The organism is Streptomyces sp. BF23-19 (assembly GCF_041106355.1).
In the GTDB taxonomy this organism is placed as follows: Bacteria; Actinomycetota; Actinomycetes; order Streptomycetales; family Streptomycetaceae; genus Streptomyces; species Streptomyces virginiae_A.
This window is the reverse complement of sequence record NZ_JBGBPT010000004.1, coordinates 5,548-25,565: the sequence shown is the minus strand read 5'-3', so window position 1 is coordinate 25,565 and position 20,018 is coordinate 5,548. Positions and strand designations below refer to the sequence as shown.

General features: G+C 72.7%; 16 protein-coding genes. 8 read left to right on the top strand and 8 right to left on the bottom strand.

Going from position 1 to position 20,018, the window contains the following annotated elements:
- Window positions 1-95 precede the first annotated feature (95 nt).
- Window positions 96-569 (top strand): NUDIX domain-containing protein, encoded by a 474-nt coding sequence (locus tag AB8A24_RS03460; RefSeq protein WP_328962811.1) that lies wholly within the window; start codon window positions 96-98, stop codon window positions 567-569.
- Between the two features lie 33 nt (window positions 570-602).
- Here AB8A24_RS03460 and AB8A24_RS03455 read toward each other — a convergent pair whose 3' ends face one another.
- The 3 genes from AB8A24_RS03455 to AB8A24_RS03445 all read right to left on the bottom strand — a co-directional run bounded on the left by AB8A24_RS03455 (window position 603) and on the right by AB8A24_RS03445 (window position 4,710).
- A complete protein-coding gene (locus AB8A24_RS03455) occupies window positions 603-959 on the bottom strand; it encodes a DUF1801 domain-containing protein (RefSeq protein WP_369474639.1) in 357 nt (118 codons plus the stop codon).
- Complete coding sequence (locus tag AB8A24_RS03450; protein WP_328962809.1) at window positions 959-1,936, bottom strand: EamA family transporter; 978 nt, start codon at window positions 1,934-1,936, stop codon at window positions 959-961. The genes AB8A24_RS03455 and AB8A24_RS03450 overlap by 1 nt, the downstream gene beginning before the upstream one ends.
- A 104-nt stretch (window positions 1,937-2,040) precedes the next feature.
- Window positions 2,041-4,710, bottom strand: coding sequence for an FAD-binding and (Fe-S)-binding domain-containing protein (locus AB8A24_RS03445; protein ID WP_328965934.1), 2,670 nt, complete (start codon window positions 4,708-4,710; stop codon window positions 2,041-2,043).
- Window positions 4,711-4,884: 174 nt separating this feature from the next.
- Here AB8A24_RS03445 and serC point away from each other — a divergent pair, with 174 nt between their 5' ends.
- Both serC and AB8A24_RS03435 read left to right on the top strand, forming a co-directional pair.
- On the top strand, window positions 4,885-6,006 hold the full coding sequence (gene serC, locus AB8A24_RS03440) for a phosphoserine transaminase (protein WP_266384035.1): 1,122 nt from the start codon (window positions 4,885-4,887) through the stop codon (window positions 6,004-6,006).
- Window positions 6,007-6,157: 151 nt separating this feature from the next.
- On the top strand, window positions 6,158-9,289 hold the full coding sequence (locus AB8A24_RS03435; RefSeq protein WP_328962808.1) for a sacsin N-terminal ATP-binding-like domain-containing protein: 3,132 nt from the start codon (window positions 6,158-6,160) through the stop codon (window positions 9,287-9,289).
- A gap of 156 nt (window positions 9,290-9,445) precedes the next feature.
- Here AB8A24_RS03435 and AB8A24_RS03430 read toward each other — a convergent pair whose 3' ends face one another.
- A complete protein-coding gene (locus AB8A24_RS03430; RefSeq protein ID WP_328962807.1) occupies window positions 9,446-11,911 on the bottom strand; it encodes a cation-translocating P-type ATPase in 2,466 nt (821 codons plus the stop codon).
- 251 nt (window positions 11,912-12,162) lie between these two features.
- Entirely contained in the window at window positions 12,163-12,489 is a 327-nt protein-coding gene (locus AB8A24_RS03425; protein ID WP_328962806.1) for a DUF2530 domain-containing protein, read from the bottom strand.
- A gap of 128 nt (window positions 12,490-12,617) precedes the next feature.
- Here AB8A24_RS03425 and AB8A24_RS03420 point away from each other — a divergent pair, with 128 nt between their 5' ends.
- On the top strand, window positions 12,618-14,081 hold the full coding sequence (locus AB8A24_RS03420; protein WP_328962805.1) for an NCS2 family permease: 1,464 nt from the start codon (window positions 12,618-12,620) through the stop codon (window positions 14,079-14,081).
- 1 nt (window position 14,082) lies between these two features.
- Here the strand turns inward: AB8A24_RS03420 and AB8A24_RS03415 are convergent, their stop codons facing one another.
- Window positions 14,083-14,265, bottom strand: a complete 183-nt coding sequence (locus AB8A24_RS03415; RefSeq protein ID WP_030010567.1) for a hypothetical protein — start codon at window positions 14,263-14,265, stop codon at window positions 14,083-14,085.
- A gap of 130 nt (window positions 14,266-14,395) precedes the next feature.
- Here AB8A24_RS03415 and AB8A24_RS03410 point away from each other — a divergent pair, with 130 nt between their 5' ends.
- The 3 genes from AB8A24_RS03410 to thpR all read left to right on the top strand — a co-directional run bounded on the left by AB8A24_RS03410 (window position 14,396) and on the right by thpR (window position 16,922).
- Window positions 14,396-14,833: a MarR family winged helix-turn-helix transcriptional regulator gene (locus AB8A24_RS03410; RefSeq protein WP_189735121.1), complete on the top strand. Its 438-nt coding sequence runs from the start codon at window positions 14,396-14,398 to the stop codon at window positions 14,831-14,833.
- Window positions 14,834-14,859: 26 nt separating this feature from the next.
- A complete protein-coding gene (locus AB8A24_RS03405; protein WP_328962804.1) occupies window positions 14,860-16,215 on the top strand; it encodes an MFS transporter in 1,356 nt (451 codons plus the stop codon).
- Window positions 16,216-16,367: 152 nt separating this feature from the next.
- Window positions 16,368-16,922 carry an RNA 2',3'-cyclic phosphodiesterase gene (gene thpR / locus AB8A24_RS03400; RefSeq protein ID WP_328962803.1) on the top strand — a complete coding sequence of 185 codons (555 nt, stop codon included), beginning with the start codon at window positions 16,368-16,370 and terminating at the stop codon, window positions 16,920-16,922.
- Window positions 16,923-17,098: 176 nt separating this feature from the next.
- On the opposite strand, the gene AB8A24_RS03395 is transcribed toward thpR, so the two are convergent.
- The gene (locus tag AB8A24_RS03395; RefSeq protein ID WP_328962802.1) at window positions 17,099-18,088 is read right to left on the bottom strand and encodes an aldo/keto reductase; all 990 of its coding nucleotides are present in this window, start codon (window positions 18,086-18,088) and stop codon (window positions 17,099-17,101) included.
- Window positions 18,089-18,147: 59 nt separating this feature from the next.
- A complete protein-coding gene (locus tag AB8A24_RS03390; RefSeq protein WP_328962801.1) occupies window positions 18,148-18,840 on the bottom strand; it encodes a GDSL-type esterase/lipase family protein in 693 nt (230 codons plus the stop codon).
- Between the two features lie 76 nt (window positions 18,841-18,916).
- On the opposite strand from AB8A24_RS03390, the gene AB8A24_RS03385 reads away from it, so the two are divergent.
- On the top strand, window positions 18,917-19,927 hold the full coding sequence (locus AB8A24_RS03385) for a WD40 repeat domain-containing protein (RefSeq protein ID WP_328962800.1): 1,011 nt from the start codon (window positions 18,917-18,919) through the stop codon (window positions 19,925-19,927).
- Window positions 19,928-20,018: the final 91 nt, after the last annotated feature.

Sequence of the window (20,018 nt, the reverse complement as noted above, 5' to 3'; positions counted from 1 at the left end):
CCTACGGCCGGTCCCCCCGGGCCGGCCGGACGGGACGGCTCAGGGCGGTGACGGGAGCCTGGACGCGGGACAGGTTCCGGCGGAAGGTGTGGGACATGAGCTTCCGAATGGCGGCGTACGCCGTATGCATCGAGGACGGCCGGGTGCTGCTCGCCCGCCACGTCTCGCCGGAGGGCGACAACAACTGGTCGCTTCCGGGCGGCAGGGTCGAGCACGGGGAGGACCCGTTCGACGCGGTGATCCGGGAGGTCGCCGAGGAGACCGGCTGCGACGCCGTGGTCGATCGTCTGCTGGGCGTCGACTCCCGGCTGATCCCCGCCGCCGAACGCTCCGTCCCCGGCGGCCCGGACCACCAGAACGTCGGCATCTTCTACGAGGTCCGCATCACCGGCGGCCAACTCCGACCGGAGCCGAACGGCGCGGTCGTCGAGTCGGTCTGGACCCCGATCGCCGAAGTGGCCGCACTCCTACGTGCCTCCCTGGTCGACATCGGCCTCGCCCTGGCACACACCCGCCCGGCAACCGGCCACGTCGCCACCGTCCCGGTCGGCGGCCTGATCCTGCACTGAGCGGGGAGCGGGGAGCCGCTCACCGAAGCCCCCTCAGCAGACCTTCCCCGGCCCCGGCCCCGCCGTCGCTCGGAGGAGGTCCCGGAGGAGGTCGAAGTCGACCTTGGCCGGGTTGCGGAAGCGGAGGCAGGCTTTGCCCATGTCGTGGGCGGCCAGGCGGTCCGCGAAGGCGTCCCGGACGTCCGTGCGCATCAGGTAGAAGGAGATGTACTGCTTCTGGTTCGCCCAGGCGATCTCGCCGGCCGTCTCGCCCGCCCGCACGTACACCGGCATCCCGTACGCGATCTGCTCCTCGAACCCGGTCAGCTCCTGCAGGCACAGCTCCCGCAGGCGGACCAGGGCCTCGCGTCGGGCGTCGGGGAACGCGGCCAGGTAGGTGGCGACATCCATCAGGCGGCCTTCCTCCGGATCTGCGAGCGGACCGCGCCCATGCTGGCCGCGATCACGAGGGCGATGGCCAGGGCGTCCAGCGCGGACATGGCCTGGTTCAGGACGAGGAAGCCCGCCGTGGCGGCGATGGCCGGCTCCAGGCTCATCAGGATCGCGAAGGTCGGGGCCGGCATCCGCCGCAGCGCGAGCAGTTCCAGCGTGTACGGCAGGACGGAGGACAGGACGGCCACGCCCAGGCCGAGGGCCAGGGTGCTCGGGACCAGCAGGTCCGAGCCCGCTTCGGCGATGCCCAGCGGCAGCGAGATGACCGCGGCCACCGCCATCGCCAGTGCGAGCCCGTCCGCCTGCGGGAAGCGGCGGCCGGTGCGCGCGCTGAACACGATGTACGCCGCCCACATCGCGCCCGCCCCGAGCGCGAAGGCCGCGCCCAGCGGGTCGAGGGAGCCGAAGCCGAGTCCGCCCCCGCCGTGCCCGGACAGCAGGACGACGCCGCCGAGCGCGAGGCCCGCCCACAGGACGTTGACCAGGCGTCGGGAGACGATGACGGAGAGGGCGAGCGGTCCGAGGACCTCCAGGGTGACGGCCGGGCCGAGCGGGATCCGGTCGATGGACTGGTAGAAGAGGCCGTTCATGCCGGCCATGGCGACGCCGAAGGCGAGCACCGTGCCCCAGTCGGAACGGGAGTAGCCGCGCACCTTCGGGCGGCACAGGAGCAGCAGCACGATCGCGGCAGCCGCGAGGCGCAGGGTGACCACGCCCGCCGCGCCCGCCCTCGGCATGATCATGACCGCGAGGGCGGCACCGAACTGCACCGAGATCCCCGCCGATATCACCAGCGCGACGGGACCGAGGCCGGACCGGGGGCCGGACCCGGAGCCGGAAGCGGAACCGGAGCCCTGGGCCGGCGACGGGTCCGGCGCCGTTGCGGCGACGGCCGGCGAGGCCGCCGGGGAGGGCGAAGAGGAAGGTGCGGGCATTTATCCAGACTAAGGGGCCGTAAGGAGTGTTGCCGTATGTCCTGCCTTACAACTGTCACCCCTGATGTCCTGCCTCGCAACGGTCACCCCCTGACAGCCGGCGGTCACAACCCCTCCGCGAGGAGTTCCGCCAGGTGTCGGGCCCGGACCCCGCCCAGCTGGGCGATCTGGGTGCGGCACGAGAATCCGTCCGCCTGGATCACGGCGTCCCGCGGGGCCGCGCGCAGGGACGGGAGCAGTTGTTCCTCCGCGCAGGCCACCGACACCTCGTGGTGGCCGGGCTCGAAGCCGAAGTTCCCGGCCAGGCCGCAGCAGCCGCCGCTGAGCTCGCCGGTCAGGCCGGCCCGCTCGCGCAGCCTGCGGTCGGGGCCGTCCCCGAGCACCGCGTGCTGGTGGCAGTGGGTCTGGCCGACCACCTCCCGGTCCAGTCGCGGCGGCCGCCAGGCCGGGGCGTACTCCTCCAGGGTCTCGGCGAAGGTCCGTACCGCCCCCGCGAGGCGGGCCGCGCGGGGGTCGTCGGGGAGCAGGGCGGGCAGGTCGGCGCGCAGGGCCGCGGCGCAGCTCGGTTCCAGGACCACGACGGGCCCTGCCGGCTCGCCCAGCGTGTCCAGGGTCCGGCGCAGGACCGTGCGGGCGCGGTCGAGGCGGCCCGTGGAGACGTAGGTCAGTGCGCAGCACACCCGGCCGGCCGTGGGTACCTCGACGCTCAGCCCCGCCGCGCGGAGCACCTGGGTGGCCGCCCGGCCCGCCGCGGGGTTCAGGTACTGGGTGAAGGTGTCCGGCCAGAGGATGACGGCTCCCCCTGGCTCCGACGCGCCCTCCGCCCCCGACGCCGCCTCCGCCCCCGGCCGTCCCGTCGAGCCCGGCTGTCGCCCCCACCACCGCGTGAACGGTTCGCGGGCCAGTTCCGGCAGCCGGCCGCCCCGCTCCCGGTCCAGCCCCGGTACGGGAACGCGTCGGGCCAGGGCGTTGACCGCTCCCGCCGCCCGTAGGCGGGCGATCAGGCCGAGCCAGCCCGGTAGGCCGCCCAGGGTGTAGTGGGACGGCGGGCGGATCCGGCCCGCCCAGTGGTGGTGCAGGAACTCCGCCTTGTACGCGGCCATGTCCACGCCCACCGGGCAGTCGCTGCGGCAGCCCTTGCAGGCCAGGCACAGGTCCAGCGCCTCGGCGACCTCCGCCGAGCGCCAGCCGTCCGTGATGATCTCCCCGGCCAGCATCTCGTGCAGCAGCCTGGCCCGGCCGCGGGTGGAGTGCCGTTCCTCGCCCGTGACCCGGTAGGAGGGGCACATCACCGAGGCGCCGCCCGGGTCCGTGGTCCGGCATTTCGCGACGCCCACGCAGCGGGCGACCTCGCCCGCGAACGGGGTGGCGGGCAGCACCGCGAAGCGCAGGTTCTCGTCCAGCCGCGCCGGTCTGACCAGGGTCCCCGGGTTCATGCCGCCCGCCGGGTCCCACACGTCCTTGTAGGCGCCGAAGAGCCGGATCATGTCCGGCCCGTACATCTTGGGCAGCAGTTCCGCGCGCGCCTGGCCGTCCCCGTGCTCCCCGGACAGGGACCCGCCGTGCGCGACGACGAGGTCGGCCAGTTCCTCGGAGAAGGTCCGGAAGCGGGCGATGCCCGGCGCCGACACGAGGTCGAAGTCGATCCGTACGTGCACGCAGCCCTCGCCGAAGTGTCCGTACGGGGATCCGCGCAGCCCGTGCGCCGCCAGCAGCGCCCGGAACTCCCGCAGGTACGCGCCCAGCCGGGCCGGCGGTACGGCACAGTCCTCCCACCCCGGCCAGGCCATGCTCCCGTCCGGCATCCGGGTCGCCGTGCCCGCCGCGTCCTCGCGGATCCGCCACAGGGCCCGCTGCGCGGCCGGATCGGTGACGACCGTCGAGTCCACGGCGTCGGCGGCCCGCAGCAGTGCGCGGGCCGCGCCCTCGTCCGGCATCTCCACGAACAGCCACGCGCCGCCCCGGGGCAGCAGCGCGGCGGTGTCGCCCACCAGGTCCTGGGCCATCCCCTCCACGGTCAGTGGCCCGTACGGCAGCAGGCCCGCCGCCGCTTCGGCCGCCGCGCTCTCGTCGGTGTGGCCGAGCACCGCGAGGACCGGCGCCCGGGGCGCCTCCACCAGGCGGACGACCGCCTCGGTCACCACCCCGAGCGTGCCTTCGCTGCCGCAGAACGCCCGCGCCACCTGTACCCCGTGCTCGGGCAGCAGCGCGTCGAGGCCGCCGTAGCCGGAGATCCGCCGCGAGAAGCCGGGCGGCATCCCGGTGCGCAGCGGTCCGAGGTGTCCGGTGACCAGGTCCCGCAGGCCGTCGGGGGCGCCCGCCCAGCCGGTGCCGATCCGGTGGGCGGTGCCTCCGTAGGTCGTCACGGCCAGTTCGGTCACGTTGTCGGCGGTGGTGCCCCAGGCGACCGAGTGGGCCCCGCAGGCGTTGTTGCCGATCATGCCGCCGAGGGTGCAGCGGGAGTGCGTGGACGGGTCGGGTCCGAAGGTCAGTCCGTAGGGGCGCACCGCGTCGCGCAGTCGGTCGAGGACCAGCCCGGGCCCGACGACGGCCGTCCGGGCTTCCGGGTCCACCGACACGAGGGTGTTCATGTGCCGGGTGAGGTCGAGGACCACGCCCACTCCGGTGGCCTGGCCCGCGATGGAGGTCCCGCCGCCGCGCGGTACGACCGGGACCCCGGCCTCGGCGCACACCGTGAGGGCGGCCGCCACGTCGTCGGCGTCGCGCGGGGCGACCACTCCCACCGGGACGCGCCGGTAGTTCGAGGCGTCCATGGTGGTCAGGGCGCGTGCGGCGGCGCCGAAGTCGATCTCCCCGCGCAGGTTCTCCCGCAATGTCCGTTCGAGTTCACCGGGTGACGTCACGGCCCCACCCTCCCACCGGCCGGACCCGTCTCATCGGGTGGACGCGCTTCCGAGGCGCGGACCGGGACCCGATACGCTCCGCTCGTGGCTGAGATCCAGATTCCCGCTGACATCAAGCCCGCCGACGGACGCTTCGGCGCGGGCCCCTCCAAGGTGCGGACCGAGGCGCTGGACGCCCTCGCCGCCACCGGTACCTCCCTGCTCGGAACCTCACACCGCCAGGCCCCGGTCAAGAACCTGGTCGGCTCGGTGCGCCAGGGCCTCCGGGACCTCTTCTCCCTCCCCGAGGGGTACGAGGTGATCCTGGGCAACGGCGGCTCCACCGCCTTCTGGGACATCGCGACCGCCGGTCTGATCGAGCAGAAGTCCCAGCACCTCACCTTCGGCGAGTTCTCCTCGAAGTTCGCCACGGCCGCGAAGCTCGCGCCGTGGCTGGACGCGCCGTCCGTGATCTCCTCGGAGCCGGGTACGCACCCGGAGCCGGTGGCCGAGGCGGGCGTGGACGTGTACGCGTACACGCACAACGAGACCTCGACGGGTGTGGCGGCGCCGATCAAGCGTGTCGCGGGCGCCGACGCCGGGTCCCTCGTTCTGGTGGACGCGACCTCGGGCGCCGGTGGTCTGCCGGTGGACATCACCGAGACGGACGTCTACTACTTCGCGCCGCAGAAGTCCTTCGCCTCGGACGGCGGCCTGTGGCTGGCCGCGTTCTCCCCGGCCGCCCTGGAGCGCGCCGCCCGCGTGCACGCGTCCGGCAGCCGGCACATCCCGGAGTTCTTCTCGCTGCCGACGGCGATCGACAACTCGCTGAAGAACCAGACGTACAACACCCCGGCGCTGTCGACCCTGTTCCTGCTGGACCAGCAGTTGGAGTGGATGAACAGCCAGGGCGGCCTGGAGTTCACCACGGGTCGTACGGCGGCCAGTGCGCGCAACCTGTACGGCTGGGCGGAGGCGTCCAAGTACGCGACCCCGTTCGTCGTGGACGCCGACAAGCGCTCGTCCGTCATCGGCACGATCGACTTCTCGGACGAGATCGACGCGGCGGCCGTCGCCAAGGTGCTGCGCGCCAACGGGATCGTGGACACCGAGCCGTACCGCAAGCTCGGTCGCAACCAGCTTCGTATCGCGATGTTCCCGGCGATCGACCCGGCGGACGTGCAGGCGCTGACGGCCTGCATCGACCACGTGATCGAGAAGCTCTGACCCTCACCCGCCCGGTACGACGCGAAGCCCCCGGTGACCTGCGCTCGCCGGGGGCTTCGGCGTTCCCCGGACACCTGAAGGCCACCGGCGTGGGGGTTCTCCCGCACGCGGTACCTTCAGGGCTCCGGCGGCGATTCTTGGAGGCAGCGGCGTGAGCGTGCGAGTGACGGCGGCCCAGAGCGGTGTGGACCCCTTCGGCACGGCCCGGCTGCGGCGCGGGGTGCTCGACGCGTGGGGTGCGGGCCCGGCCCGGTTCCGCGAGGACGCCAACGCCGAGGAGGACCTCGCGCTCGGCGGCTACCGGGACCGGCTCGTCATCGAGCTGGCGCAGAACGCCGCCGACGCCGCGGCCCGGGCCCAGGTGCCGGGCCGGCTGCGGCTCACCCTGCACGCGGGCGAGGGCGGGCACGCGCTGCTGGCCGTCGCCAACACCGGTGCCCCGCTGGACGCGACGGGCGTGGAGTCGCTGAGCACCCTGCGCGCCTCCGCCAAGCGGGAGCCCTCCGGTGACAGCGTGGGCCGGTTCGGCGTCGGCTTCGCGGCCGTCCTGGCCGTCTCCGACGAACCGGCGGTGCTCGGCCGGCACGGCGGGGTGCGCTGGTCGCTGGCCGAGGCCCGTGAACTGGCTCGGGGCGCCGCGGTCGGCAGCCCGGGGCTCGGTGACGAACTGCGCCGACGCGACGGGCACGTTCCGTTGCTGCGCCTCCCGCTGCCCGCCGAGGGCACCGCCCCCGAGGGCTACGACACCGTCGTGGTCCTCCCGCTGCGCGACGCCGCCGCCGAGGGGCTGGTGGAGCGGCTGCTGGCGGGCGTCGACGACGCCCTGCTGCTCACCCTGCCCGGTCTGCGCGAGGTCGTCGTGGAGACCCCGGCCGACGGCACGCGCACCCTGTACCGACGCGACGAGGGCCCGTACACGGTCATCGAGGACACCACCGCCTCCGGCACGGTCACCCACCGCTGGCGCACCGTCCGCCACGGCGGCCCCATCGAGCGGGCGCTGCTCGCCGACCGGCCCGTCGAGGAGCGGCTGCGGCCGGCCTGGGCGGTGTCCTGGGCCGTGCCCGTCGACTCCGACGGCGCCCCGGTGCGCCCGGTCACCGCCCCGGTGGTGCACGCGCCGACCCCCACCGACGAGCCGCTGGGCTTCCCGGCGCTGCTCATCGCGACCCTGCCGCTGGACACCACCCGCCGGCACCCCGCGCCGGGTCCGCTGCTCGACTTCCTCGTGGAGCGCGCGGCCGACGCGTACGCCGAACTCCTCGGCGCCTGGGACCCGGTGACGACCGCTCTGGTCGACCTGGTGCCCGGCCCGCTGGGCAAGGGCGAGCTGGACGGGGCCCTGCGCGCCGCCGTCCTGCAGCGCCTGCCCCGTACGGCGTTCCTCGCGCCGGCCGCGCCGCCCGAGCACGCGGAGGAGCGCGCCGCCCTGCGCCCCTTCGAGGCCGAGGTGGTGGAGGGCGCGGGCGCCGACACCGTACGCGTCCTCGCCGAGGTCCTGCCGACGCTGCTGCCGGCGGGCCTGGAGCGCCGGGCCGAGCTGCGCACCCTGGGGGTGGGCCGGCTGCCGCTGGGCGATGCCATCGAGCGGATCGCGGGTATCGAGCGGACCCCCGAGTGGTGGCACCGGCTCTACGACAGCCTCGCCGGGGTGGACCCCGACCGGCTGTCCGGGCTACCCGTGCCGCTCGCCGACGGCCGTACGTCGATCGGCCCCCGGCACATCCTGCTGCCCGGCGCGGACACGCCGACGAGCCTGGCCCGGCTGGGGCTGAAGGTCGCGCACCCGGACGCGGCGCACCCGCTGCTGGAGAAGCTCGGCGCCCTCCCGGCCACGGCCCGCGCGGTCCTGACGACCCCGCAGGTGCGGGCGGCCGTCGCCGCCTCCCTGGACGCGGGGGAGATCTGGGACGAGGACGCCGACACCCTGGACGCCGACGAGCTGGCCGAGGTGGTCCTGGGGCTGGTCCGGGACGCCGATCTGGCGCCGGGTGACGAGCCCTGGCTCGGCGCGCTGGCCCTGCCGGACGAGGACGGGGAACTGGTCCCGGCGGGCGAGCTCCTGCTGCCGGGCAGCCCGCTGGCCTCGGTGATCCGCGAGGACGAGGTCCCGTACGTGGACGCGGACCTCGCCGAGCGGTGGGGCGCGGGTCCGCTCACCGCGTGCGGGGTCCTGGCCACCTTCCAGTTGGTCCGCGCCACCGACGTGGTCCTCGACCCGGACGAGTTGGAACCGCGCGAGGGCGACTTCGCCGAGCCCGACGACGCGGGCCTGCTGGACGCGGTGGACGTGTGGTGCGAGGACCTCCTGGACCAGCTGCCGGACACCCCGGTCCCGCCGGTGGCGACCGAGCTGATCGCCGTCCGGGACCTCGACCTCGTCGACGACGACTGCTGGCCGCAGGCGCTCGCCCTGCTCGCGCAGCCGCCGCTGCGCGACGCGCTGACCCAGCCCGTGCGGATCCTGCTGCCGGACGGCACCACGCAGTCGGTGCGCCCGTACACGGCCTGGTGGCTGCGCGACCACCCGGTGCTGGACGGCCGCCGCCCGGCGGGCCTGCGTGCGGCGGGCGGCGACCCGCTGCTGGCGGGCCTCTACACCTCGGCGGACGCCACGGGCTTCGAGGACGAGCAGGTCCTGCGGGCGCTCGGCGTACGGACCTCCGTGGCGGCCCTGCTGGACGAGCCCGGCGGCGCCGCCGAACTGCTGGCCCGGTTGGCCGACCCGGACCGCGAGGTCACCGGCCACCAGCTGCACGGCCTGTACGGCGCGCTGGCCGATCTGGACCCCGAGCAGGTCACCCTCCCGGACGAGCTGCGCGCGGTGGTGGACGGCGAGGTGCTCGTGGTGGACGCGGCCGACGCGGTGATCGCGGACGCCCCGGACCTGCTTCCGCTGACGGCGGGGCTGCCGCTGCTGCCGGTCCCCCCGTCGCGCGCGGCGGATCTCGCGGACCTGCTCCAGGTGCGCCGCCTCTCGGAGACGGTTCCGGCGGAGGTGACCACGCCCGGCGAGGAACACGAGGTCCCGGAGTCGGTGCTCGTACTGCTGGGTCCGGCCACTCCGGCGACGTACGTCGAGCACGAGGAGCTGGTCGCGGGCGGCACGGAGCTCGACTGGCGCCGCACCCCCGACGGCACGCTCCACGCGTCGACGCTGGAGGGCGTCGCGGCCGGCCTTGCCTGGTCGGCGGGCCAGTGGCCGCGCCGCTTCGAGGTGGCGGCCCTGCTGGAGGACCCGTCGCGTACGGCGGAACTGGCCCGGGACCGCTGGTTCGACTGACCGGAAGCGGGCCGGGCTCCCGGGCGGGCGACCGAGGACATCGGCGCCCGGCGCCGTCCCACGCCCGAGGTCCCGGCCCCCCGCACGGCCACCGCCGAGGACCAGCGGCCCGTATCGGTCTCCTGACCCCGGCCCGGGGGTCGGGACCGGCGCCGGTCAGGCCGGGAACTTGCGGTCGACCCACCTGAAGGTGAACTCGATCAGCACGGCCGCGCCCACGGCGACGGCCACCGCGATCCACGGCACCACGACGCCCACCAGCTTGAGCTGGAAGAAGTCCTGCAGCCACGGCACGACGAGGACGATCAGGAACGCCCCGCCCATCGCACCGACCAGGGCCACCCGCCACCACGTGTAGGGGCGGGCGATGATCGCCAGTACCCACATGGACGTCAGGAACAGCGTCAGCGTGGCCGCGCTGGACTCGGCTTCGAGGGCGCCCTGGCCGGTGTAGTGGTGGCGGGCGATCAGGTACGAGACGAAGGTGGCCACGGCCGCGATGGCTCCGCCGGGGATCGCGTAGCGCATGACCCGCTTCACGAAGTGCGGTTTCGCGCGTTCCTTGTTCGGGGCCAGGGCCAGGAAGAAGGCCGGGATGCCGATGGTGAGCGTGGACAGCAGCGTCAGGTGGCGGGGCAGGAAGGGGTACTCGACCTGTGAGCAGACCACCAGGATGGCCAGCAGCACCGAGTAGACCGTCTTCGTGAGGAAGAGGGTGGCCACGCGGGTGATGTTGCCGATGACCCGGCGGCCCTCGGCGACCACCGAGGGCAGGGTCGAGAAGCTGTTGTTGAGGAGGACGATCTGGGCCACCGCCTTGGTCGCCTCCGAGCCCGAGCCCATGCTGACGCCGATGTCCGCGTCCTTGAGGGCGAGGACGTCGTTGACCCCGTCGCCCGTCATGGCGACCGTGTGGCCCTTGGACTGGAGGGCTCCGACCATGTCCCGCTTCTGCTGCGGGCTCACCCGCCCGAAGACGGAGTTGTCGTCGACGACCCGCGCCATGTCGGCCTGGTCGGTGGGGAGCCCCCGGGCGTCGACGGTGTTCTCCGCGCCCGGCAGACCCAGCTTGCCGGCGACCGCGCCGACGGAGATCGCGTTGTCGCCGGAGATGACCTTCGCCTTGACGTCCTGGTCCTCGAAGTAGCGCAGCGTGTCGGCGGCGTCGGGGCGCAGCCGCTGTTCCAGGACGACCAGGGCGGTCGGCCGGACCCCGGTGGCGACGGCCGCGTCGTCGAGTTCGCGGGCGGAGCGGGCCAGCAGCAGGACGCGTAGTCCCTGCTCGTTGAGGTCGTTGATCTCGTCGAGGGCGGGGTCCCCGGCGGGGAGCAGGACGTCGGGGGCGCCGAGCAGCCAGGTGTTGTTCTCCCCGTCGCCCTCGCTGAAGCTGGCGCCGCTGTACTTGCGGGCGGAGGAGAAGGGCAGGGACTCGGTGCAGCGCCACTCCGCCATGTCGGGGTAGGCGTCGATGATCGCCTGAAGGCTGGCGTTGGGGCGGGGGTCGGACTCGCCGAGGGCGCCGAGCACCTTCTTGACGTAGGCCGGGTCCGCGCCGCCGAGCGGGCGGAGCTCGGTGACGTCCATGCCGCCCTCGGTGAGGGTGCCGGTCTTGTCGAGGCAGACCACGTCGACGCGGGCGAGGCCTTCGATGGCGGGCAGCTCCTGGACCAGGCACTGCTTGCGGCCGAGCCGGATGACGCCGATCGCGAAGGCCACGGAGGTGAGCAGCACGAGCCCCTCGGGGATCATCGGGACGATGCCGCCGACGGTCCGGGCGATGGAGTCCTTGAGGTTGTTGTCCTTGACGAGGAGCTGGCTGATGATCAGGCCGATCGAGGTCGGGATCATCATCCAGGTGACGTACTTGAGGATGGTGGAGATGCCGGAGCGCAGCTCGGAGTGGACGAGCGTGAAGCGGGAGGCCTCTTCGGCCAACTGGGCGGCGTAGGCCTCGCGGCCGACCTTGGTGGCGGTGAAGGCGCCGCCGCCGGCGACGACGAAGGACCCGGACATGACCGGGTCCCCGGGCTTCTTCAGGACGGGGTCGGCCTCGCCGGTGAGCAGGGATTCGTCGATCTCCAGGCCGTCGGCCTCGCCGACGGATCCGTCGACGACGACCTTGTCGCCGGGGCCGAGCTCGATGACGTCGCCGAGGACGATCTCGGACGTGGAGATCTCGGCGGTCCGGCCGTCGCGGCGCACGCTGGGTTTGACCTCGCCGATGACGGCGAGGCTGTCGAGGGTCTTCTTGGCACGCAGTTCCTGGATGATGCCGATGCCGGTGTTCGCGACGATCACGAAGCCGAAGAGGCTGTCCTGGATCGGTGCGACGACGAGCATGATCGCCCAGAGCACGCCGATGATCGCGTTGAACCGGGTGAAGACGTTGGCGCGGACGATGTCGGCGGTGGAACGGCTGCTGCGCACCGGAACGTCGTTGACCTCGCCGCGCGCGACCCGCTCGGCGACCTCGGCGGTGCTCAGCCCGCCCGGCTTGAAGAGGGGAGCGGGCGGCCGCATCGGGTGTACGGGGTCCAGCTCCGCTCCCGCGTCGATGGCGGGGGCGGCCGTGCCGCCACCCGGCTCCGGCCCGTCGGATTCGGTTCCAGCCCGCTGCGTCATGCCTTCGACGTTAAGCGGGGTTCGAACTGTCCACCCGCCGAGCAGCGGGAAGATCCGACCTCAGGATGACCCGAATCGTCCCTTGGTAGCGCCCGTGAGCCGCGCCGTGGGGCGGGGACACTCCGGGATGTCCCCGCAGGTCGAGCGAACCCACCGCCGGGCCGCGGGCCGATCCGGCCAAGGGTTCGCGAGCCGAGGAGACGTACCGGAGGGGCACCGCCCCACCCCGAAGCCTGCGGACCCGCGCCCGGTCAGGCCTGCGGACCCGAGCCCGCCTGCCCGGGCTGCCCGGGCTGCTCGGGCTGCTCGGCCCGCGCAGCGGCCTCCACCTGTTCCGCCGCGTGACGCTTGAGCGCCGCGTCCCGGCCGCGGACGTACCAGATGCCGATCAGGCCGAGGAAGCCGCCGGCCGCGCAGGTCCAGACCCACCACAGCCGGCCCTGGTCGGCGAACCACCCGTAGAAGGGCAGCTGGACCAGGAAGAGGGCGAACCACAGGATCGTGCCACCTGTGACGGTGGCGACGACCGGGCCCTCCAGGGGCTCGGGCGCCTCGTGCTTCGCAGTCCATTTCGCCATGCGGCAAGTCTAGGCGTCGCGAAACGCCATCTACGCGCGGAGATGGACGCCCTTTCGTTCATGTGTTCATACTGAAACGGTTTGGGCGCGGCCCATTTTCTTCGTATGAACCACCCAATGAGGACCGTATGAGTACCCCGGCCCCCGCCCCCGAAGCCACCTCCCCGGAGCCTTCCCCCCAGGAACCCTCCAGCTCGGTGGACCGCTACTTCAAGATCTCCGAGCGCGGTTCGACCGTCGCCCGCGAGGTCCGCGGCGGCCTCGCGACCTTCTTCGCCATGGCCTACATCATCGTGCTGAACCCGATCATCCTGGGCAGCGCGAAGGACATGTACGGGCACCAGCTCGACTCCGGCCAGCTGGTGACGGCCACCGTCCTGACGGCCGCCTTCACCACGCTCCTCATGGGTGTGATCGGCAACGTCCCGATCGCCCTCGCCGCCGGCCTCGGCGTGAACACGGTGGTCGCGCTCCAGCTCGCCCCGCGCATGAGCTGGCCCGACGCCATGGGCATGGTGGTCCTGGCCGGCTTCGTGGTGATGCTGCTCGTCGCCACCGGCCTGCGCGAACGGGTGATGAGCGCCGTCCCGCTGGGCCTGCGCAAGGGCATCGCCATCGGCATCGGCCTGTTCATCATGCTGATCGGCCTGGTCGACGCGGGCTTCGTCTCCCGGATCCCGGACGCCGCGCACACCACGGTCCCGCTCCAGCTCGGCGGCACCGGTCACCTGGACGGCTGGCCGGTCCTGATCTTCGCGATCGGCGTGCTGTTCACGTTCGCCCTGCTGATCCGCAAGGTCCCGGGCGCGATCCTGATCTCCATCGTGGCCATGACCCTGGTCGCCGTCGTGGTCCAGCTGATCGCGGAGGTGCCCGACTCGGGCTGGGGCCTCACCGTTCCGCAGTGGCCCGGTAACCCGGTGGCCGCGCCCGATTTCGGGCTCGTGGGCCAGGTCAGCCTGTTCGGCGGCTTCGACAAGGTCGGGATGCTGACCGGCATCCTCTTCGTGTTCACCGTGCTGCTGTCCTGCTTCTTCGACGCCATGGGCACGATCCTCGGCGTCGGCGACGAGGCGAAGCTGATCGACAAGAAGACCGGCGAGTTCCCCGGGATCAACCGGGTCCTGCTCGTCGACGGTCTGGCGGTCGCCTCGGGCGGCGCCACCTCCTCCTCCGCGACCACCTGCTTCGTGGAGTCCACGGCCGGTGTCGGCGAGGGTGCCCGTACGGGTCTGGCGAACATCGTGACGGGCGGCCTCTTCACCGTGGCGCTGTTCTTCACCCCGCTCGCCACCATGGTCCCGTCCCAGGCGGCCACGCCCGCCCTCGTGGCGGTCGGCTTCATGATCCTGGCCGGCTCGGTCAAGGACATCGACTGGAGCGACTACACCATCGCCGTCCCGGCCTTCCTGGCCATGGTGATGATGCCCTTCACCTACTCGATCACCAACGGCATCGGCATCGGCTTCATCAGCTTCTGCGCGCTGCGCCTGGCGACCGGCCGGGGACGTGGGGTCCCGGTGGCCATGTACGTGGTGTCGGCGGTGTTCGTCTTCTACTACGCGATGCCCGCCCTCGGCCTCGCGCAGTAGCTCACGTCAGCCCGTAGAACTTCTCTGTCTCGTCGACGGCCGCCTTGAAGCGCTCGTCGAAGTCATCGCGAATGAGCGTCCGGACCACATAGTCCTGGACGCTCATTCCGCGTTTGGCGGCATGGATCCGGAGCCTGTCGAGGAGCTCCCCGTCTATGCGCATGCTCAGCACATGTGTCCCCATGCCGAAAGAGTCGGGGCACAGGGTGCGTACGCGTGTCACTTTCAGCCGCCGACTCACCCGTACGAGTGACGCCAGGTGTGAGCCGGAAAAGTGGTGTTCCTTAGGGAGAGTAATGAGTTACTCTAAAGACATGCTTGACCTTTCCCATGGCGACGACGCAGCCGCCGTGAACGACCTCCGCTCCGCCGTCATGCGGCTGGGGCGACGCCTGAAGCACCAGCGCGTCGACGAGTCGCTGAGCCCGACCGAGATGTCGGTCCTCGGCACCCTCGCCCGCTGCGGCCAGGCCACACCCGGCGAGCTCGCGCGGCGGGAGCACGTCCAGCCGCCGTCGATGACGCGCATCGTCGCGTTGCTGGAAGCCAAGGGACTGGTCACGCTGGAACCGCACCCCGACGACCGCCGCCAGAAGGTGGTCCGCCAGACGGAGGAGGCCGAAGCGATGCTCGAAGAGAGCCGCCGCAAGCGCAACGCCTTCCTGGCCGGGCTCGCGGCCGAGCTGACCGAGGACGAGTGGGCCAAGCTGCGCGCGGCCGCCCCCGTCCTGGAGAAGCTCGCACACCTGTAAGGAACGACGCCAGGAGGCGAACGCTTTTGAGTACGGGAACCGGAGCAGATTCCGCACCCGGCCACATATCCACCCCCTCTACCGCCGCGCCCGTCGCGGCACCCGCGAGCAAGGGCTCCATGTTCAGCTCGCTGAAGATCCGGAACTACCGGCTCTTCGCCACCGGCCAGGTCGTGTCCAACACGGGCACCTGGATGCAGCGCATCGCCCAGGACTGGCTGGTCCTGTCGCTGACCGGCTCCGCCTCCGCCGTCGGCATCACCATCGCCCTGCAGTTCCTGCCGATGCTGATGTTCGGCCTCTACGGCGGCGTACTCGCCGACCGGCTGCCGAAGCGGCCGCTGCTCCTCGCCACCCAGAGCGCGATGGGCCTGACCGGCATCGCCCTCGCCGTCCTCACCCTGGCCGGACACGTCCAGGTGTGGCACGTCTACGTCGCCGCCTTCGCGATCGGCCTGGTCACCGTCGTCGACAACCCGGCCCGGCAGACCTTCGTCCCCGAGATGGTCGGCAAGGACCAGGTGGCCAACGCCGTCAGCCTGAACTCGGCCAACTTCCAGTCCGCGCGGCTGGTCGGCCCGGCGATCGCCGGTGTGCTGATCACCGCCGTCGGCTCCGGCTGGGCCTTCCTGCTGAACGGACTGTCCTTCGCCGCGCCCCTCGCCGGCCTGCTGCTGATGCGGACGCACGAACTGCACCCGGTCGAGCCGAGGCCCCGCGCCAAGGGACAGCTGCGCGAAGGCCTGCGCTACGTCGCCGGCCGCCCCGAGCTGATCTGGCCGATCGCGCTCGTCGGCTTCATCGGCACCTTCGGCTTCAACTTCCCGATCTGGCTCTCGGCGTACGTCAGCGACGTCTTCCACGGGGACGCGGGCACCTACGGACTCTTCAACACCCTGATCGCGGCCGGCTCCCTGGCCGGCGCCCTGCTCGCGGCCCGGCGCGGACAGTCCCGCCTGCGGGTCCTGGTGGCCGCGGCCGTGCTGTTCTCGGCCCTGCTCCTGGTGACCGCCTTCGCACCCGGCTTCTGGCTCTTCGCCGCCCTGCTGGTACCCATCGGGATCTTCGGCCTGACGGTCAACGTCACGGCCAACTCCAGCGTGCAGATGGCGACCGACCCCGAGATGCGCGGCCGGGTCATGGCCCTGTTCATGATGGTGTTCACCGGCGGCACCCCGCTGGGCGCCCCGCTGCTGGGCTGGATCACGGACACCTACGGCGCCCGGATCGGCATGGCCGCGGGCGGCCTGATCTCCCTGACCGCCTCCCTCGCGATCGCCGTGGTCCTGGCCCGCGTAGGCAACCTCCGGCTGCGGGTGAACCGGCGCGGCGTGACCTTCGTCCCCGCGGCCGCCCCCCGCGAGCTGGTCCCGGCCGCCTGACCCCGGGGCCCCGCCCCGGACCCCACCGGGCTCCGCCCGGACCCGCGCCTCGAACGCCGGCGAGGATTTCCCGGCCTCGCCGGCGTTCGAGGCGCGGGGGTTAGGGGGCGGAGCCCCCGACAACGGGGCCGCGCACGGCTACGCTCGCCGGCATGAGACTGTTCGCAGCCGTCCTACCGCCGGAGGCAGCCGTCGCCGAGCTGGCCCGGGCCGTCGACCCCCTGCACGACGACCACCTCACGTGGACCGCGCGGGCGGGCTGGCACTTCACCCTCGCCTTCATGGGCGAGGTGCGGGAAGAGGTGCTCCCGGAGCTGCACACCCGCCTGGAGCGGGCCGCCCACCGCACGGACCCCTTCACCCTGCGGCTGCACGGCTCCGGCCACTTCGGGGAGCGCGCCCTGTGGGCCGGCGCCGCCGGGGAGCTCGCCGCCCTGCGGATGCTCGCCGAACGGACCGACGCCGCCGCCCGGCGGGCCGGCGTACCGATGGAGCAGCACCGCCGCTACACCCCGCACCTCACCCTGGCCCGCAGCCACGACGCCACCACCCCGCTGCGCCCCTACCTGGACGCCCTCGCGGGCTTCGAGGGCACGTCCTGGCAGGTCGACACGCTCAGCCTGGTCCGCAGCAACCTCCCCGTCAGCGGGGTGCCGGGCGAGCAGCCCCGCTACGAGACCGTCGGAGCCTGGCCGCTCGGCGGCTGAAACCCGCACGCCCCCCGGCCTGGGCCGGGGGGCGTGCGGGAGAGCCGGCGGCCCGCGTTACGCTCGACGGGTGGATCCCAAGACCAGAAACCGCGTGATGGCCGGTGTGCTCGTACTGATGTTCTTCGTCGTGGCCGTGGCGGCTGCCGTCGGCCAGTAGCCCCTGGGCGGGGGACCTACCAGGCGAATGCCTCCGGCGACGCCCCCGGACCCGGGAAGATCTCGTCCAGGCCCGCCAGGACCTCCTGCGAGAGCTCCAGCTCCGCCGCGCGCAGCGCCGAGTCGAGCTGCTCCTGCGTACGCGGCCCGACGATCGGCCCGGTGACCCCGGGACGCGTCAGCAGCCAGGCCAGCCCGACCTCGCCCGGCTCCAGCCCGTGCTTGTCCAGCAGGTCCTCGTACGCCTGCACCTGCGCCCGTACCGTGCTGTTTGCCAGCGCGTCCGCCGACCGGCCGGAGGCACGGCGGCCGCCCTCGACCTCCTTCTTGATGACCCCGCCCAGCAGGCCACCGTGGAGCGGGGACCACGGGATGACCCCGAGGCCGTACTCCTGGGCCGCCGGAATGACCTCCATCTCCGCGCGCCGCTCGGCGAGGTTGTAGATGCACTGTTCGCTGACCAGGCCGAGCCGGCCGTGGCGGGCCGCGATCTCGTTGGCCTGGGCGATCTTCCAGCCGGGGAAGTTCGAGGAGCCGGCGTAGAGGATCTTGCCCTGCTGGATCAGGACCTCGACGGCCTGCCAGATCTCCTCGAAGGGGGTCAGCCGGTCCACGTGGTGGAATTGGTAGACGTCGATGTAGTCGGTCTGGAGCCGCTTGAGGCTGGCGTCGACGGCCCGCCGGATGTTCAGCGCCGACAGACGGTCGTAGTTGGGCCAGGTGTCGGCCTCGCGGTACATGGAGCCGTACACCTTGGTGGCGAGGACCGTCTTCTCGCGGCGGTCGCCGCCCTGGGCGAACCAGGTGCCGATGATCTCCTCGGTGCGGCCCTTGTTCTCGCCCCACCCATACACATTGGCCGTGTCCACGAAATTCAGACCCGCGTCGAGGGCGGCGTCCATGATCGAGTGACTTTCGGGCTCCCCGGTCTGGGGGCCGAAGTTCATCGTGCCGAGAACGAGTCGACTGACCTTGAGGCCGGAGCGTCCGAGCTGTGTGTACTTCATGGGGCACTAGCCAACTGCTTGGAGTGCGCTCGAAGCAAGACCCCGCCGTGAAGGGCGTGTTACAGCCCGTGCGCGGGCCGGTAGGGGCCGCCGATCCCCCACGCCTGGTGCAGGACGGCCGCGAACTCACCCGCCAGCCGGTGCTCGCCCGAGGCGTTCGGGTGAGTGCCGTCGTAGGTGTCGTGGCGGATGTCGTACGCGTCCGGGCGCGCGGCCAGCAGGATCGGCGAGGCGTCGGTCGTCAGGTCCGCCACAGCCTTCGCGAGGAGCTCGTTGAAGCGGGCCACCTCGGCCGCGAAGGGGGCGTCCTCCTCGGCCCGGCTGTTGGGGATGACCGGCAACAGGACCATGCGGACGGCGGGCCGGGCCGCGCGGGCCTCGGCGATGAACCGGCGGGCGTTGGCGGCGGTCTGCTCGGCGTCGGTGTAGAAGCCGAGGTCGATCAGCCCGAGGGACACCAGGAGCACGTCGGCGCCGGTGTCGGCGATGGCGGGTCCTATGAGGGGGGCCATGTGCTGCCAGCCCTCGCCCCAGCCGGCCAGGTGGCGGCGGGCGCGCTCCGGGAAGGCCGGGTCGGCGTACGCGTGACTGGTGGGCGTGTCGGCGACGGTGTCGTACAGCTCGCAGCGTGGACCGACGATCCGGTAGGGACCGCCGAAGGTCGAGCTGAGGTGCTGCCACATCCGGTAGCGCCAGGTGTAGTCGCCGGCGCGTCCGATGGTCATGGAGTCACCGACGAACATGAAACGCATCCGGTCATCATCGCGGATCGCGCGACAGAAACCCCTGTGACGCCGGACACGCGGCACGTACTGGCAGGCTGGGGACATGCGCCTGCCCTTGCCGTCCGCCGCCGCGTCCGCCGCCGTTGCCACCACCGCCGCCGTCGCCGCCGCACTCGCCGTGCTGCCGGGCCCGGCCCTCGCGGCGGAGACCCCCGCCACATCCTCCTTCACCATCTCCGACCCGCGGATCAAGGAGTCGAGCGGCCTGGCCGCCAGCCGGATCCACCCGGGCGTGTACTGGACGCACAACGACAGCGACGACGGCCCGTTCATCTACGCGGTGGACTCGGCCACGGGCCGGACGGTGGCCCGCGTGACGCTGAAGGGGATCGGGAAGCCGCGCGACGTCGAGGCGATCTCGCTGGGCCCGGACGGGCAGCTCTACGTGGGGGACATCGGCGACAACCGGGGCGGCACCTGGGACCACGTGTGGATCTACCGCTTCCCTGAACCGAAGCAACTGGGTGATGTCACGGTCGAGGCCGCGCAGTTCACGGTGAAGTACGCGGACGGCGCGCGCAACGCGGAGTCCCTGATGGTCCATCCGGTGACGGGCCGGGTGTACATCGCGAGCAAGGACGAGAACAAGGGCGGCCTGTACGAGGGCCCGGCGGAGCTGTCGACGGGCGACACGAACGTGTTCCGGCGGGTCGCCGACGTGCCGTGGGTGACGGACGGGGCGTTCTCCCCCGACGGCACCCGGCTGACGCTGCGGGGCTACTTCACGGCTCGCACCTACCCGTGGAAGGACGGCCTGCCGGTGGGTGAGGGCGAGCGGGTGGACGCGCCGTGGCAGGGGCAGGCGGAGTCGGTGACGTACACGCCGGACGGCTCCACGCTGATGTTCGGCGCGGAGGGCGAGGGCAGCCGGGTCATCGCGATCCCGGTCGCCGCCGCCACCGGTCCGTCGACCTCACCGCAGCCGGGCTCCCCGCCGGGCGCGTCCTCGATGACGGAACCGACGGTCGGCTTCGGCAAGGGAGCCCTTGTCCTGGCGGGCGGCCTGATCCTGGTCCTGGGCGCCAAACGCCTCCTCCGCCGCCGCGGCAACTGATCCGGCCCCCGATCCGGCCTCGCCGCCCGAACCAGCGGCGCCGCACCCATCCGGCCTCGCCGCCCGATCCAGCCTCGCCGGCGTTTGAGGC